Genomic DNA, 14,966 nt, shown 5'->3' with positions numbered 1-14,966 from the left:
GCGCGCCCGCAGTCTCCGCCGCCGCGTCGCCGCCTGTCAACGGCCCGCCGTGGCGGGCGGGGCGGACCGCGGCCGTCCCGTCAGGTGGTTTCGCGGCGGAGCGCCACCGCCGCCATCAGGTCGTGCCGGCGCGTGATCTCCGACGGCTCGCGCACCGCCCGGTCCACGAGCGAGGCCAGATGGTCGCCCGAGGGCAGTTCGATCTGGACCGTGCTCAGCCGGGGCCGCAGCAGCCGTCCGAGGAGCAGGTCGTCGGCGCCGACCACGGCCACGTCCTCGGGGATCCGCAGGCCCTCGTCCTGGAGGGCGCGCATCAGCAGCATCGCGTACTCGTCGTTGTACGCGAACACCCCGTCCAGCTCCAGCGTGCGCCACCGGGCCGCCAGCGCGGCCGCGGACTCCTCCGTGTAGGCCATCGCCAGCGGCTGGATCCGCGCGCCCTCCACGGCCTCGGCCCCGGCCAGGCGGGGCGCGGAGAACAGCTCCAGGCCGTCCTCCTCCGGGACGATCACGCCGATCCGGCGCCGGCCCCGTTCGACGAGGTGGGCGGCGGCCCGCGCCCCGACCTCCGCCTGGTCCATCACGAGGGCGTGCGCCCCCGGCACGGCGACGGGGCCCAGGGTGATCACCGCGCGGGCACCGGCCCGCTTGAGGGTGGCGACGTTGTGCGCGGACAGGGCGATCTCCCCCAGAGAGATCACCGCCACCGGACGCAGCTCGGCCCAGGCCCGCGCGGCCTGGTCGCCGCTGAGGCCGAGGCTGCCGTACTGCACCACCGTGTAGTCGAGGCGGCGCAGGGCCCACTGCAGTTCGTTGAGGAAGGCGCTGTAGAGCGGGCCCGCCGGCACGGGCGAGGTGGGCAGCAGGACGATCCGGGTGTGCCCGGCGCGCAGGCTGCGGGCGGCCGCGTGCGGGACGTAGCCCAGCTCCTCGGCGGCCTGGTGGACCTTGCGGCGCGTGGGCTCGCTGATACGTACGGCTTCGGCGTTGTTCAGCACGTACGAGACCGTCGCGCGCGATACGCCCGCCAGGCGGGCGACGTCGGCGCTGGTCGGCGGGTTCGTTGACTCAGACATTGCCGTCGCATCTTTCCAGACCGGTCCGTGCCGGGGTCTGGCGGATGGCCGGAAACGGGTGCTACACAGTGCTTACACGATTCATTGACACGTGTAAGCACCGTCAATGCCGCGGTCACCGCGGCGTCACCTTCCCCTGCGCACGGGGTGCCGCCGCCCCGCCGCGCCCCGCCGCGCCCCGCCGCGCTCCGTCGCACCCCCGCCGTCGCGACGGGGTGGCGCGCACCCCCTCACCCGCTCGCACTCGCTGCCCAGGAGGGCACCGTGGCCCCTTCCACCCCCGGCACCGGCACCGCCGCCGCCACCTCCGACGCCCCGGTCGCGCCGGCCCCCACGCGCGGACTGCTGCCCCTGCTGCTCGTCGGCAATTCCGCGATGTACGCGCTGTACATCGGAGTCGCCGGCGTCCTGCTCGCGCTCCAGGTCGAGGACGCCGATCCGGCGCACAAGGTCGCCAACTTCGGCCTGATCGCGGGGGTCTCGGCGATCTTCGCGACCGTCTTCAACCCGGCCGCCGGCGCGCTGTCCGACCGCAGCGGCCGGCGCAACCCGTGGATCCTCGGCGGCGGCCTCGCGGCGGTACCCGCGATGTTCCTGCTCGGACTCGCCGACACCATCCTGCTCATCACGCTCGCCTGGTGCCTCGGCCAGGCCGTGATGAACGTCTACCAGGCCGCCCTCACCTCCGTCGTCCCCGACCGCGTACCGATGACCGCCCGGGGCAGGGCCTCGGCCGCCGTCGGCCTCGGACTGCCCGTCGGATCCGCCGTCGGCGCGCTCGTGGGCGCCGCCTTCTCGGACGACTACCGCACCGGCTACCTCGTCTTCGGCGCGCTGGTGGCGGCCGGTGCGGTGCTGTTCACCACGTGCGCCCGGGAGCGGCGACTGCCGCCCCGCGCGCCCCTGCCCGTACGGGCCCAGCTGGCGGCCTTCACCGGCGCCCTGCGGGACCACGACTTCCGCTGGGCGTTCATCGGGCGGGCGCTGCTCGTCCTCGGCTACTTCGCGGTGAGCGGCTACCAGCTCTACATCCTCCAGGACCACACGGTGCTGCCGGACGGGATGGAGCCGGAGTCGGCGGTGGCCCTGCTGATGCCGCTGACCAGTGTGGCGATGGTGGTCTCCACCGTCGTGGGCGGCTACCTGTCCGACCGGTTCGAGCGCCGCAAGCTGTTCGTCGGCGCCTCGGCCCTGCTGTCGGCGGTCGCGCTCGCGATCCCGGCCGTGTCGGCGAGCTGGGCGGCGATGCTGGCCTTCTCCGTGGTCAACGGGCTCGCCTTCGGGTCCTACATGGCGGTGGACACCGCGCTGGTGACGATGGTGCTCCCCAAGGCCGAGGACGCGGCCCGGGACATGGGCGTGCTCAACATCGCGAACGCCGGACCCCAGATCGTCGCGCCCTTCATCGCCTCGCTCGTCGTCTCGGTGAGCGGCGGGTACACCGCGCTGTTCGTCATCGCCGCCGTGCTGGCCGTGGCGGGCGCGCTGGCCGTCCGCCCGATCCGCGGGGTCCGCTGAGGGCCCGGCTCCCCTTCCTCCCTCCCCCCTGTTCCTTCGTTCCCTTCGTGCCCTTCGTGTCCTTCGTACGCTTCATACCCTTCTTCCGGAAAGGCTCCACCGTGCAGTTGCACACGCAGACCTGGGGCGCGGGCGACCGCATCGCCCTGCTCATCCACGGCATGATGGCCGACCACCGCACCTGGCGCCGGGTCGGTCCCGCCCTCGCCGGGCTCGGTTACCGGGTGATCGCCGTCGACCTGCGCGGCCATGGTGCGAGCGGGCGCGGCGCGTACCGCCCCGAACTCTTCGCGGACGACGTCGTGGAGAGCCTGCCCGCGGGCGCCGAGCTGGCCATCGGCCACTCCCTGGGCGGGCTGACCCTGTCCCTGGCCGTGGACCGGCTGAAACCGGCGCGGGCGGTCTACTCCGACCCGGCCTGGCACCTCGCCTCCCCCGAAACCGGCTTCGGCCCGGAGCTGTTCGCCGCCTTCAAGACCGCCGGCCGGGAGCGGATCCGGGCGATGAACCCGCGCTGGGAGGCGGCGGACGTGGAGGTGGAGGAGCTGACTCTGGCCCTGTGGGACGAGGCCACCGCGCTGAGCCTGGCTCCGCTGGCCGGCCGGGACCTGATGCCGGCCGCGCCGGTGGTCCCCTCGCTCGTCCAGCTGGCCGATCCGAGTTTCCTGATCTCCCCCGAGCGCGCGGGGGTGCTCCGGGAGCGCGGGTTCGAGGTCCGCTCGGTGCCGGGCGCGGGGCACACGATCCACCGGGACGACTTCGACGGGTTCATGGCCTCGCTGGAGGGCTGGATCTAGCACCCCGCGGCCGGGGTCCCTGGGCCCTTCCGCATCACCGACTCCCGCCCTACCGTCGGTACTTACCGATCGGTAGGGGGGAAGTCCGATGGCGGGCTCATCGCGTGCGTACGGTTCCACGGAGGCGCCGGGGGTCCGGCCCCGCTCCGGCCCACAGGGCCCCTCCGGCTTGCGGGAGATGGCGGCCGCGCTGTCCGAAGGCAGCGTGACGGCGCGGCAGTTGACGGAGCGTTCGCTCGCCCGCATCGACGCCACCCGGAGCTCCCTCAACGCCTTCCGGATCGTCCGCGCCGAAGCGGCCCTGGCCGAGGCGGACGCGGCCGACGGGCGGCTGGCGCGCGGCGAACGGCTGCCGCTGCTGGGCGTACCGGTGGCCGTCAAGGACGACATGGACGTGGCCGGGGAGCCCACGGCCTTCGGCTGCGCCGGGGACTTCCCGCCGAAGCGGGCCGACAGCGAGGCGGTACGCCGGCTGCGCGCGGCCGGGGCGGTGATCGTCGGCAAGACCCACACCCCCGAGCTGGGTCAGTGGCCCTTCACGGAGGGGCCCGCCTTCGGAGCGACCCGCAATCCCTGGAACCCGGCCCACACGCCCGGCGGTTCCTCCGGCGGCTCGGCCGCCGCCGTGGCGGCCGGGCTGGTCCCGGCGGCCCTCGGCTCCGACGGGGCGGGCTCGGTACGGATCCCCGCCGCCTGGACCCACCTGGTGGGGGTGAAACCGCAGCGCGGGCGCATCTCGACGTGGCCGGAGCCGGAGGCCTTCCACGGGCTCACGGTCAACGGCGTGCTGGCCCGTACGGTGGCGGACGCCGCGCTGCTCCTGGACGCGGTGAGCGGTCCGGCCCCGGGCGACCGGTACCGCCCGGCCCCCGTCTCCGCCGTCGCGGCGGCCGCCCGCCCGCCGGGCCGGCTGCGGATCGCGCTGTCCTTCGGCAGGGCCTTCACCGCCTCCGCCACGCCCCCGGACCCGGTGGTGAGGGCGGCGGTGGAGCGGCTGGCCGGGCGGCTGGAGTCGCTGGGGCACGAGGTGGTCCCCGAAGACCCGCGCTACGGCCCGATCGGGCCGCTCTTCGTACCGCGCGCGACGGCCGGGGTGCGCGAGCTGGCGTCCCGGGTCCCGGACCCGGCTCTGCTGGATCCCCGGACGCACGGGGCGGCCCGTACGGGGCGTCTGCTGGGCGGGGCGGCGCTGCGGCTCTCGCGGCGGGCCGAGGGGCTGCTGCGTCGCCGGGTCGGGGAGCTGTTCGGCCGCTTCGACGTGGTGCTCACCCCGACGACGGCGACCCCGCCGCTGCGCATCGGCGCCCTGGCGGGGCTGGGGGCGCTGGCCACGGACCGGGCGATGATCGCGGCGTGCCCGTACGCCTGGACGTGGAACGTGCTGGGCTGGCCGGGCGTGGGCGTCCCGGCGGGGTTCACCCCCGACGGGCTGCCGCTGGGGGCGCAGTTGCTGGGTCCGGAGAACGCCGAGCCGAGGCTGCTGGCCCTGGCGGCGCAGCTGGAGGCGGCCGAGGGCTGGGCGGAGCACTGGCCGCCGGGAGCGGCGGACTAGGACCCCGGGGGGGCGAGGACGCCGGCGGACGAGGCCGTCGGCGCGGACGGCCGGATCTGCCCCTCCGGGGTGGGCCTCGCTCTATGTAATGTCACATCGCATGACACTTCTCAGGGACAGGCCCTTGCGCGACACGCTGGCCCAACGCACGTTCAGGCGCGGGCCGCTCGCCCGCCGCGCGTTCAAGCGCGCCACGTTCACACGCGGCACCTTCTTACGCCGCGTGGCCCTCACCGCCGCCCTCCTCGGCGTCACCGCCGTCCTCCCGCCCGCCGCCGCCCACGCGGAGGACGCCGGACCCGGCTGCCGGGGCGCCGTCGCCGTGGACCCCGTACCCGCGCCGGATCCGGAACAGCGCCGCCTCGCGGATCCCCGTACCGCGGCGTTCCCCGAACGGGCCGGACTCGACGGCTTCGTACGCCGCTTCCCGGCCGCCCTGTGCACCGTGCGCGATGCCGCCGGGGCGGAGCGGCTCCTCGACGCGTGGGGCGAGGCGCTCTGGCAGGCCGCCGTGGACCGGGCTCAGGGCCGGCGCCCCGGCGGGGACCTGGCCTCCGGTGACGACCGGCCGCTGTACTGGGCCCGGCTGGCGATGACGGTCCGGCTCGCCGGCTGGCAGCCGGCGTTCCCCGTCGACCGGGCGGCCCTGACGTCCCGGTTCGAGGACGCCTCGCGCGGCCTGACCGCCAACGAGTTCCGCGCCGCCCCGGGCGTTCGGCGGATCTTCGTCAGCGGCTTCGACCCCTTCGGACTGGACGCCGAACTGCGCCGGGCCAACCCGTCGGGCTCGGCCGCCCTCCAGCTCAACGGCCGTCGCACGACCCTCGCCGACGGAACGGTCGCCGAGTTCCGGGCGGTCGTCCTGCCCGTCCGCTACGCCGACTTCGACGCCGGGATCGTCGAGCGCGCCTACGGCCCCCGGCTGGCGGTTGGCCCCCGCTCCGCCGACATGATCACCAGCATCAGCCAGGGCTACCCCGGACTGTTCACCCTGGAGGCCTGGGCGGGCCGGGCGCGCTCGGCGGACCCGTACCCGGACAACGCGAACGCCCTCTCGGGCGGCACGTACGACCACCCCGTCACGGCGCCGGGGATGGGCCCGGGCGCGGAGTTCCTGCGGACCAGCCTGCCGACCGACGCCATGACCGCCGTCCAGGCGCCCTACCCCGTACGCCTGAACACCGCCGTCAGCGAGATCCCGGCCGGCGGGACGGGCCCGGTCGACCGCGAGGACGGTCCGACCCCGGGCTCGCGCGCCGTGGCGGGCGGGGGCGGCGGCTACCTTTCCAACGAGGTCGCCTACCGCTCCAACCGCCTGCGCCTGGAACTGCGTCCGGACCTGCCGGGCGGCCACCTGCACACCCCGGTGCTGACCGGTCTGCCGGCCGACCCCGCATTGCTCACGGGGACCGAATTCGACCGCAACGAGGCCGGCATCACGGGGCAGGTCCTGGCCGTCCTGCGGTCCTCTAACGCAGGGCGCTGAAGGCCTTCGTGAAGGCCAGCGGCTGCTGGAGGACGGAACTGCACGTGGGGTCGGCGTGGTCGAGGGCTCCGGCGGCGCACTGCTTGTCGCGGGCCCCGGACCACATGGCCAGCCGGCCGATCCCCTTGGCCGCGGCGAACTCCACCAGCCGGGTGGCGTCGGCGACCGTGAAGACCTCCGTCGAGACGTCGTTGACTCCGATCATCGGGGTCACGGCGACGGCCTTCCAGGCGGCCTGGTCGGAGAGTCCGAGCACCCCCTTGATCTGCGCCTGGGTCGCGGTCGCCGCCTGCACGGCGTACTCCCCCATGTTCCCGGCGTACGCGGGGCCGTAGTCCATCGCCATGATGTTGACCGCGTCGATCCGTACGCCGTTCTTGCGGGCGTCGGCCAGCAGGGCCACGCCCGGCTGGGTCAGCCCTTCGGGCATCACCGGCAGGGTGAACGCGACGTCCAGGCCGGGGTGGGACTTCTGCAGCCGGGCCACGGCCTGCGCGCGACGGGTGTTGGCGGCGGTGTCCGGCAGCGCGGCGCCCTCGATGTCGAAGTCGACCTTGGTGAGCCGGTACTGGTCGATGACCTTCCCGTACGCCGCCGCGAGGTCGTCGGCGCTCGCGCAGTTCAGGGCCAGCTCGCGGCCGGAGGCCCCGCCGAACGAAACGCGGACGTCGCCGCCCTTGGCGCGCAGTGCGCCGATCTGCGCGGCCACCTTGTCGCTCGCCAGGTCGGTGACGCCGCCCCACAGCGGGGAGCAGCCGCCGCCCGAGGTGACGAAGGCGAGGTGGAACTCCTTCACGCCGGTGCGGGTGGCGGTGTCGAGGAGGTCGTAGGCGGGGTAGAGCGAGGTGTCGACGTACGGGGCGAACCGCGCGCCGGCGCCCGGGGCGGGCGCGGGGGCCGTGGCGGTGGCGGTGGCGGTGGCCGTCGGGGCGGGGGACGCGCTCGCGGTCGGGGTCCCCGAGGGAGCGGGGCTCGGGGCGTCGGTCGGCCGTCCGCTGGGGGCCGGGGTCGCGCCCTGGTCCACGGAGCACTTGACGCCGTCTATCAGGCACCCGGTGGGACCACCGGGTGCGCCCGTGCCGCTCGCACCGCTCGCGACGAACCCGACGGTGACGGAGGCGCCGGGCGCCAGCGTGCGGTTCCAGCTCGCGGGCCGGACGGTGACGTGCTGCCCGTCGACGGTGTGGGTCCCGTTCCACAGGGAGTCGATCTTCGTACCGGCGGGCAGGTCGAACCGGAGGGTCCAGTCGGTCTGCGCTTCGGCGGTGTTGTTGGTGACGACGTACTGGCCCGTGTAACCGCCGCTCCAGGAGCTGGAGGTGGTGTAGACGGCGCCGACCGAGGTCGCCTGGGCGGTCCCGGTGAACGCGAAGGCGGCGCCCCCGATCACCGCCGCCGCCACGATCGCTCCCGTGACCTTCGTCCTGCCGCTGGTCCTGCGGCGGTGACCGACTGTGCTGCCCATGGCGTGCCTGCCTCTGCTGTTCTACCGGGGAGTTGGGGTGCGGCAGCACGCTAGCCGCACCGAATCGGACATTCGTCCGTTCCCGGCCCGCCCCGGCGAACCTTAGGTTCCGTTTAAGGAAGCGATCGGACGGCGTTAAGCCTCAGCGCAGGGCGCCGAAGACCGCCCCCGCGACCGCCGCGCCCAGGCCCGCGCCGGCGACCGCCTGGGCGGTGGTGTGGTCCCGCAGCCGGACCCGGGACCAGCCGACGAGGGCGACCAGGACGTACGCGGCCAGCGGCCGGGGCCCGTAGGCGAGGGCCAGGACGGCGACGGCCCCGCCGGCGACCGCCGTGTGCACGCTGATCTTCCACCGGGTGGTGACCGCCAGGATCGCCACGACCGTCGCGAGCATCGCCACGACGAGCGCCGTCACCTCGCGGGGCCCGCCCAGCAGCGCGAGGCCGCCGAGGCACACGACGACGGAGACGATCACGCCGGGCAGCACGATCAGCCGGTCCTCGCGGCGCCGGACGTGCCGGTCACCCCAGTACCCGCGCCGCTGCCCCCACCGGATCCACAGCATCGGAACGACCCCGCAGAAGAACGCCGCGAACGCCCCCCACCCGACCCCCGCCACTCCGGCGGCGTGCCACCCGGTCAGCACCGTGACGGCAAGGATCCACGTCCGGGGCTCAAGCCCATCGGTAACCCCCCGCGCCACCCTCCCCCGCGCTCCCCAAACCACCGCAGCCCCACGCATAAATCCCCCCAATTCCACCCCCCGATCATGCCAGCCCCCACCCCCTCCCACCCCCACGACCAGCCGTCCCGCCCCGCCGCGTCGGCGTTCCCCTGCGCGTCTCGAAGCATCCGCTCGAACGTTCCGTCACCCGCAACGACGGCACCCTCCACCTCTACAACGGAGGCCGCACCGCCATCGGCCCGCGAGTGCGAGGAGTACGGCGTCTTCCACCGAGCCGGGGCCGGCCGCGCCGAACCCTGCCGGGCGAATGCACACCGCAGTCTCAGGTGAGCCCGCGCGGTTGGATCTGGGCGGCGGGGCTCCCGCCCTCCGGTGCGCGCGGAGTCTTCGGCGGCGGATGCGGAGCGTGACCCCGGGGGGTGTGTTGTCGAGGGCGGAAAGCCGGTAATCTCCGGGCGATGACGGCACTTTCGCATCACAGCAGTGGTTACGCCGAGCAACCGGGGCGCGACGGGCTCACCGCCACCACCGAGGCCGATCCGCGCGCCATCGGGCCCGTGCGCACCGAGTACGCGCCGGATCCGGACGGGGATCCCGATCCCGGGGAGATCGTGTGGACCTGGGTTCCCTTCGAGGAGAACGACGGGCGCGGCAAGGACCGGCCGGTGCTCGTCGTGGCGCGGGAGGCGGGCGGGCGGACCCTGCTCGCCGTGCAGCTCTCCAGCAAGCGGCACGACGCCGAACGGGAGTGGGTGCCGATCGGCTCCGGGCCGTGGGACGGCGCCGGGCGGGAGTCCTGGGTGGATCTGGACCGGGTGCTGCGCGTCCACGAGTCGGGCATGCGCCGCGAGGCCTGTGCGCTGGATCCCGTACGGTTCCGCCTGGTGACGGACCGGCTGCGCGAGCGCTACGGCTGGCAGTAGCCCGGCGGCCGCTCCCTCAGGCCGGGAAGGCCCGTTCGAAGGCCTCGCGGGGTGCGGGGGCGCGGTCCAGGATGCCGAACGCGACCTCCTCGAAGGTGCCCGCGAAGCGGCCGGTCAGCAGGGCGCGGAAGGCCTCCGCCACCTGCGCCGGGTCGTTGCGGAAGACCCCGCACCCCCACGCCCCCAGGACGAGCCGCCCGTAGCCGTGCAGGGCGGCGACCTCCAGGACCCGTTCGGCACGCCGGGCCAGCGCGGCGGGGATCTCGTGGGCCCGCTCGGGTTCCTGGCGGCGGATCGTGCCCGCGTTCGGGGCCGGGGAGGTGAGGAAGCCGGCCCGGAACGGGGTCTCCATCAGGTCGCCCCGGTCGTCGCGGAAGACCGGCACCCCGGGTGAGTGAATCACCCGGTCGGTGTAGAAGGTGCTCTTCCCCGCGCGGTGGGTCTCGTAGTACTCCGGGGCCTCCAGGAGGGTCTCGTAGAGCGCCGAGGCGCGGCACAGCGCCTCCTCCTGGGCCTTGGCCCCGCGCACGTACCCGCCCCCGGGATTGCGGGCCGAGGCGTAGTTCAGGACGGCGACCGGGCCCCGCGCCGCGAGGCGACGCGCGGCGACCGTACTGCTCTCCCCGTGACCTGGAACGCCGTGCGGTGGGTCCCACCGACGGCCTCTCCGTCTGGAATGACCCGGTTCGGCCCATATATTCTGGTTCCGGCCTTGGCTTCCGCCAGGTCGGCGGCGAGGGAGATCCGCCGCCCCGTCCGCGTCCGGTACCCGCCGGCCGCCAGGATCACCGCGTTCTCCCGCGCGATCTCACGCAATCTGCTGCTCACCGCGCCATCCTCGGGTGCGAGCAGCCTCGGCGGCAAAGGCATTTGTGCTCCGGGCACGGGTAGGCACGGGTGACATCACGGCCGACGACAGGAGACGAGGTTCCGGTCATGACCGAGGACGTACCCGCTCCACCCGCACGCGACCGGGCCCACGAGGCCCTCACCGAGGCGGGCGCCGAGGACCTGGTCCACGGCATCTGTTTCAAGACCGGCCCGCCCCGGCTCCTCGGCGCGGAGCTGGAATGGCTCGTGCTCGACGCGGAGCGGCCCTGGCTGCCGCTCGCGCCCGAGCGGCTGGCCGCGGGCCACGAGGCGGCCCGGGCGCTGTCCCTGCGCTCCTGCCTCACCGTGGAACCGGGCGGCCAGCTGGAGCTCAGCTCCGCCCCGGCCGGCTCCCTCACGGACTGCGTGGACGGCCTCCAGGCCGACCTGGACGCGGTCCGCGCCGCACTGGGCGAGCACGGGCTCGTCCTGCGCGGCCTCGGCCGGGATCCGCGCCGGCCGCTGCGCCGGCTGCTCGCCAGCCCCCGCTACGACGCCATGGAGACGTACTTCGACCGCACCGGGCCCGCCGGACGCGCCATGATGTGCTCCTCCGCCTCCGTGCAGGTCTGCGTGGACGCCGGCCAGGAGGAGCCCGGCCCGCTCGGCTACGGGCGGCGCTGGCGGCTGGCGCACCTGCTGGGCGCGGTCCTGGTGGCCGCCTTCGCCAACTCCCCCGCGCACGAGGGCCCGTACCGGGGCTGGCGGTGTGCGCGGCAGGGCATCTGGAACGACATCGACACGCGCCGCTCCCTCGCCCCGCCGCTGGACGGCGAACCGCGCGCGGCCTGGACCCGGCACGCGCTGGACACCGAGGTGATGTGCGTACGGGATTCCGCGGACGGGCCCTGGGCGGTGCCGCGCGGGCTGACCTTCCGCGACTGGGTGCGCACCGGCGGTGCCCGCCACGGCCTGCGCCCGCCCACCGCCGAGGACCTGGACTACCACCTGACCACCCTCTTCCCGCCGGTCCGGCCGCGCGGCCACCTGGAGCTGCGGATGATCGACGCGCAGCCCGGCGAGGACGGCTGGCTGGTCCCGACGGCCGTCACGCACGCGCTCTTCGACGACCCCGAGGCCGCCGAGACCGCCTACCGCTCGGTGAAGGCCCTGACGGACGGCTACGGGTCCGCGCGCGCCCCGCGCAACGCCCTGTGGCACACGGCCGCCCGGGCCGGACTGGCCGATCCGGAGCTGCGTACGGCCGCCACCGCCTGTTTCCGGGCGGCGGGCGAGGCCCTGCCCCGGCTCGGCGCGAGCAGGCGCGTACAGGAGGCCGTGGAGGCATTCGCCGATCGCTACGTGCGGCGCGGCCGCTGCCCGGCCGATGACGCCGGGGAACTCGAAGCACTCCTGCACCCCGCCGGGAAGGGACAGCGCCCGTGACCACCGAGACCCACCCCGAGACCCATCCCGAGACCGGCACCGAACGGCTGCGCGAGCGTGCCGTCGCCGCCCTGACCGCGGCCCGCGCCCGCACGGCCGCGCTGACCGACGCCGTGGACGACCGGGACCTGACCGCGCAGCACTCCCCGCTGATGTCGCCGCTGGTCTGGGACCTGGCGCACATCGGCAACATGGAAGAGCTCTGGCTGCTGCGCAACGTCGCCGGCCGCGCGTCCATGCGTCCCGAGATCGACCCGCTGTACGACGCCTTCGAGCATCCGCGTGCGGAGCGCCCGAAACTGCCCCTGCTGGGACCCGCTGAGGCCCGCGGCTACGCGGCCGAGGTCCGCGGACGCGTCTTCGACCTGCTGGAGCGCACCCCGCTGGAGGGCACGTCCCTGCTCGACGGGGGCTACGTCTTCGGCATGATCGCCCAGCACGAACAGCAGCACGACGAAACGATGCTGATCACCCATCAGCTGCGCGCCGGAGGTCCGGTACTGACCGCGCCCGACCCCGGCCCGCCGCAGGGGCCGCCCCCGGAGGCGCCCGAGGTCCTGGTGCCGGGCGGGCCGTTCACCATGGGCACCTCCGCCGAGCCCTGGTCGCTGGACAACGAGCGGCCCGCGCACGTACGGGAGGTCCCGGCCTTCTGGATCGACACGGCGCCGGTGACCAACGCCGCGTTCCAGGCATTCATGGCCGACGGCGGCTACCGCGAGCGCCGCTGGTGGGCCGCCGAGGGCTGGGAGCAGATCCGCGCCCACGACATCGGCGCCCCGCTGTTCTGGCACTCCGAGGGCGGGCAGTGGCTGCGCCGCCGCTTCGGGGTGACCGAGCCGGTGCCCGCCGACGAGCCGGTGCTCCACGTCAGCTGGTACGAGGCGGACGCGTACGCCCGCTGGGCGGGCCGGCGCCTGCCCAGCGAGGCGGAGTGGGAGAAGGCCGCCCGCCACGACCCGGCCTCCGGCCGCTCCCGCCGCTACCCCTGGGGCGACGCCGACCCCACTCCCGCCCACGCCAACCTGGGCCAGCGCCACCTGCGCCCCGCCCCCGCGGGCGGGTACCCGGCCGGTGCCTCCCCGCTCGGGGTGCGCCAGCTGATCGGCGACGTGTGGGAGTGGACGTCCTCGGACTTCCTGCCGTACCCGGGCTTCCGCGCCTTCCCGTACCGCGAGTACTCGGAGGTGTTCTTCGGGCCGGAGCACAAGGTTCTGCGCGGCGGCTCCTTCGCCGTGGACCAGGTCGCCTGCCGGGGCACCTTCCGCAACTGGGACCTGCCCGTGCGGCGGCAGATCTTCTCCGGCTTCCGTACCGCGAGGGACGTCTGATGTGCCGTCACCTCGCCTACGTGGGACCGCCGATACCGCTGGGGCGGCTGCTCAGCGAGCCCGAGCACGCCCTGGTGCGGCAGTCCTGGGCGCCGCGCCGGCAGCGGCACGGCACCGTCAACGCGGACGGCTTCGGCGTCGGCTGGTACGCCGAGGGCGATCCGGTCCCGGCGCGCTACCGGCGCGACCGGCCGCTCTGGGGGGATCCGGGCTTCGCCGACCTCGCCCGCGTGGTGCGCAGCGGGGCCTTCCTGGCCGCCGTGCGCGACGCCACCTTCGCCGGGTCGGACGGGGAGGCGGCCGCGGCGCCCTTCGCCTCGGGGCCCTGGCTGTTCAGCCACAACGGGAGCCTGCGGGACTGGCCGGACGCGATGGCGGAGGCCGCCGCCGTTCTGCCGCCGCAGGAGCTGCTCCAGCTGGCCGCGCGCACCGATTCGGCGTTCGTGTGGGCGCTGGTGCTGCACCGCCTGCGGCAGGGCGACGACCTGGGCACGGCCCTGGCGGAACCGGTGCGCGAACTGGCCGGCGCCGCTCCCGGATCCCGGCTGAACCTGCTCCTGACCGACGGCACGTCCATCGCCGCGACCGCCTGGGGGGATTCCCTGTGGTACCTCGCCGACCCGGCCGCCCGGCGGGTGGTGGTGGCGTCGGAGCCGTACGACGACGATCCGCGCTGGTGCGAAGTGCCCGACCGGACCCTGCTGACGGCCACCCCCGCCCGGGTCGCCCTGACCCCGCTCAAGGAGACCACTCCGTGAACGACTTCCAGTTGACCCGGACCCTCGACGAGCACGCCGCCGAGGCGGCGTTGCGCACCGACGTGCTGAGCGGGCTGACCCGCTCCCCGAAGGAGCTTCCGCCGAAGTGGTTCTACGACGCCCGGGGGAGTGAACTCTTCGAGGAGATCACGCGGTTGCCCGAGTACTATCCGACGCGCGCCGAGCGGGAGATCCTGCTGGAACGCGCCCAGGAGATCGCGGCGGTGACCGGGGCGCGCACGCTGGTGGAACTGGGTTCCGGCTCCTCGGAGAAGACCCGGCACCTGATCGAGGCGCTGCCCGCGCTGGAGACGTACGTACCGGTGGACGTGAGCGAGAGCGCGCTGACCGGTGCGGCCGAATCCCTGCTGGCCGAGCACCCGGGCCTGCGGGTGCACGCCCTGCTGGCCGACTTCACGAAGCCGCTGCGGCTGCCGGAGTCGGCGGGTCCGCGGCTGGTGGTGTTCCTGGGCGGCACGATCGGCAACCTGCTGCCGCCCGAGCGGGCCGTGTTCCTGGCGTCCGTACGGGCCATGCTCTCGCCGGGGGACGCCCTGCTGATGGGCACGGACCTGGTCAAGGAGGAGGCCGTGCTGGTGGCGGCGTACGACGACGCCCGGGGGGTGACGGCGGAGTTCAACAAGAACGTGCTCGCGGTGATCGACCGGGAGCTGGGGGCGGACTTCCACACCGCCGACTTCACGCACGTGGCGGTGTGGAACCGGGAGCACGAGTGGATCGAGATGCGGCTGCGGGCCCGGCGGGCGGTGACGGTGAAGGTCAGGGCGCTGGACCTCGCCGTGCCGTTCGAGGAGGACGAGGAGATCCTGACGGAGGTCTCGGCGAAGTTCCGTCAGGAGGGAGTCCGCAGGGAACTGGCCGGGGCCGGGCTGGAGTTGTCCCACTGGTGGACGGACGCGGCGCAGCGTTTCGCAGTGTCCCTGTCGGTGGCCGACGGCGTGACGGGCCCCGTGACCGGCTGACGCACCGGCTGACGCACCAGCGCTGAGGGACGCGGCTGGGCGGGGACGCCCGCCAGCGGGTGCCGGTCGCGCCCTTCGCGTTCCCCGCCGAGGACGGCCCGCCGGGCCGCCTCAGCGAGGTCCCGCCGGTCCGGGT

Annotated in this window: 12 protein-coding genes and 1 pseudogene; 9 read left to right on the top strand and 4 right to left on the bottom strand. The window is 74.8% G+C overall.

What is annotated here, in order from left to right:
- Positions 1-80: 80 nt before the first annotated feature.
- A complete protein-coding gene (locus tag ACFYYT_RS12430; RefSeq protein ID WP_351817379.1) occupies positions 81-1,076 on the bottom strand; it encodes a LacI family DNA-binding transcriptional regulator in 996 nt (331 codons plus the stop codon).
- A 264-nt stretch (positions 1,077-1,340) separates the two neighbouring features.
- Here ACFYYT_RS12430 and ACFYYT_RS12425 point away from each other — a divergent pair, with 264 nt between their 5' ends.
- The 4 genes from ACFYYT_RS12425 (at position 1,341) to ACFYYT_RS12410 (ending at position 6,429) form a co-directional block, all read left to right on the top strand.
- Positions 1,341-2,594, top strand: a complete 1,254-nt coding sequence (locus ACFYYT_RS12425) for an MFS transporter (RefSeq protein ID WP_351817376.1) — start codon at positions 1,341-1,343, stop codon at positions 2,592-2,594.
- 101 nt (positions 2,595-2,695) lie between these two features.
- Complete coding sequence (locus tag ACFYYT_RS12420) at positions 2,696-3,391, top strand: alpha/beta hydrolase (protein ID WP_351817373.1); 696 nt, start codon at positions 2,696-2,698, stop codon at positions 3,389-3,391.
- A gap of 88 nt (positions 3,392-3,479) precedes the next feature.
- A complete protein-coding gene (locus ACFYYT_RS12415; RefSeq protein ID WP_351817370.1) occupies positions 3,480-4,943 on the top strand; it encodes an amidase in 1,464 nt (487 codons plus the stop codon).
- A gap of 223 nt (positions 4,944-5,166) precedes the next feature.
- On the top strand, positions 5,167-6,429 hold the full coding sequence (locus ACFYYT_RS12410; RefSeq protein ID WP_351817367.1) for a pyroglutamyl peptidase: 1,263 nt from the start codon (positions 5,167-5,169) through the stop codon (positions 6,427-6,429).
- Here ACFYYT_RS12410 and ACFYYT_RS12405 read toward each other — a convergent pair.
- A complete protein-coding gene (locus ACFYYT_RS12405; protein ID WP_351817364.1) occupies positions 6,413-7,894 on the bottom strand; it encodes a cellulose binding domain-containing protein in 1,482 nt (493 codons plus the stop codon). The genes ACFYYT_RS12410 and ACFYYT_RS12405 overlap by 17 nt on opposite strands.
- A 142-nt stretch (positions 7,895-8,036) precedes the next feature.
- The gene (locus tag ACFYYT_RS12400) at positions 8,037-8,540 is read right to left on the bottom strand and encodes a phosphatase PAP2 family protein (protein ID WP_351817361.1); all 504 of its coding nucleotides are present in this window, start codon (positions 8,538-8,540) and stop codon (positions 8,037-8,039) included.
- 497 nt (positions 8,541-9,037) lie between these two features.
- Between ACFYYT_RS12400 and ACFYYT_RS12395 the strand changes: the two genes are divergently transcribed.
- Positions 9,038-9,502 (top strand): type II toxin-antitoxin system PemK/MazF family toxin, encoded by a 465-nt coding sequence (locus ACFYYT_RS12395; protein WP_351817358.1) that lies wholly within the window; start codon positions 9,038-9,040, stop codon positions 9,500-9,502.
- A gap of 16 nt (positions 9,503-9,518) precedes the next feature.
- Here ACFYYT_RS12395 and ACFYYT_RS12390 read toward each other — a convergent pair.
- Positions 9,519-10,330, bottom strand: a pseudogene (locus ACFYYT_RS12390) (TIGR02452 family protein).
- Between the two features lie 108 nt (positions 10,331-10,438).
- On the opposite strand from ACFYYT_RS12390, the gene egtA reads away from it, so the two are divergent.
- The 4 genes from egtA to egtD are packed head-to-tail and all read left to right on the top strand — an operon-like array spanning position 10,439 to position 14,830.
- Positions 10,439-11,758 (top strand): ergothioneine biosynthesis glutamate--cysteine ligase EgtA, encoded by a 1,320-nt coding sequence (gene egtA / locus ACFYYT_RS12385; RefSeq protein WP_351817355.1) that lies wholly within the window; start codon positions 10,439-10,441, stop codon positions 11,756-11,758.
- Complete coding sequence (egtB, locus tag ACFYYT_RS12380; RefSeq protein WP_351817352.1) at positions 11,755-13,089, top strand: ergothioneine biosynthesis protein EgtB; 1,335 nt, start codon at positions 11,755-11,757, stop codon at positions 13,087-13,089. Before egtA ends, egtB begins: the two co-directional genes overlap by 4 nt.
- Positions 13,089-13,847 carry an ergothioneine biosynthesis protein EgtC gene (gene egtC / locus ACFYYT_RS12375; RefSeq protein WP_351817349.1) on the top strand — a complete coding sequence of 253 codons (759 nt, stop codon included), beginning with the start codon at positions 13,089-13,091 and terminating at the stop codon, positions 13,845-13,847. Before egtB ends, egtC begins: the two co-directional genes overlap by 1 nt.
- Complete coding sequence (gene egtD, locus ACFYYT_RS12370; RefSeq protein WP_351817346.1) at positions 13,844-14,830, top strand: L-histidine N(alpha)-methyltransferase; 987 nt, start codon at positions 13,844-13,846, stop codon at positions 14,828-14,830. The genes egtC and egtD overlap by 4 nt, the downstream gene beginning before the upstream one ends.
- The last annotated feature ends 136 nt before the right edge of the window (positions 14,831-14,966 follow it).

The sequence above is a fragment of the Streptomyces sp. NPDC002032 genome, from assembly GCF_042890765.1.
In the GTDB taxonomy this organism is placed as follows: domain Bacteria; phylum Actinomycetota; class Actinomycetes; order Streptomycetales; family Streptomycetaceae; genus Streptomyces.
The sequence above is the reverse complement of the archived record's forward strand: the minus strand, read 5'-3'. Positions and strand labels throughout refer to the sequence as shown.

Bases quoted from the DNA above. Each gene is read 5' to 3' on its own strand.
- ACFYYT_RS12430 (WP_351817379.1), bottom strand. From the start codon at position 1,076: ATGTCTGAGTCAACGAACCCGCCGACCAGCGCCGACGTCGCCCGCCTG.
- ACFYYT_RS12415 (WP_351817370.1), top strand. From the start codon at position 3,480: ATGGCGGGCTCATCGCGTGCGTACGGTTCCACGGAGGCGCCGGGGGTC.
- ACFYYT_RS12405 (WP_351817364.1), bottom strand. From the start codon at position 7,894: ATGGGCAGCACAGTCGGTCACCGCCGCAGGACCAGCGGCAGGACGAAG.
- egtC (WP_351817349.1), top strand. From the start codon at position 13,089: ATGTGCCGTCACCTCGCCTACGTGGGACCGCCGATACCGCTGGGGCGG.
- ACFYYT_RS12395 (WP_351817358.1), top strand. From the start codon at position 9,038: ATGACGGCACTTTCGCATCACAGCAGTGGTTACGCCGAGCAACCGGGG.
- egtA (WP_351817355.1), top strand. From the start codon at position 10,439: ATGACCGAGGACGTACCCGCTCCACCCGCACGCGACCGGGCCCACGAG.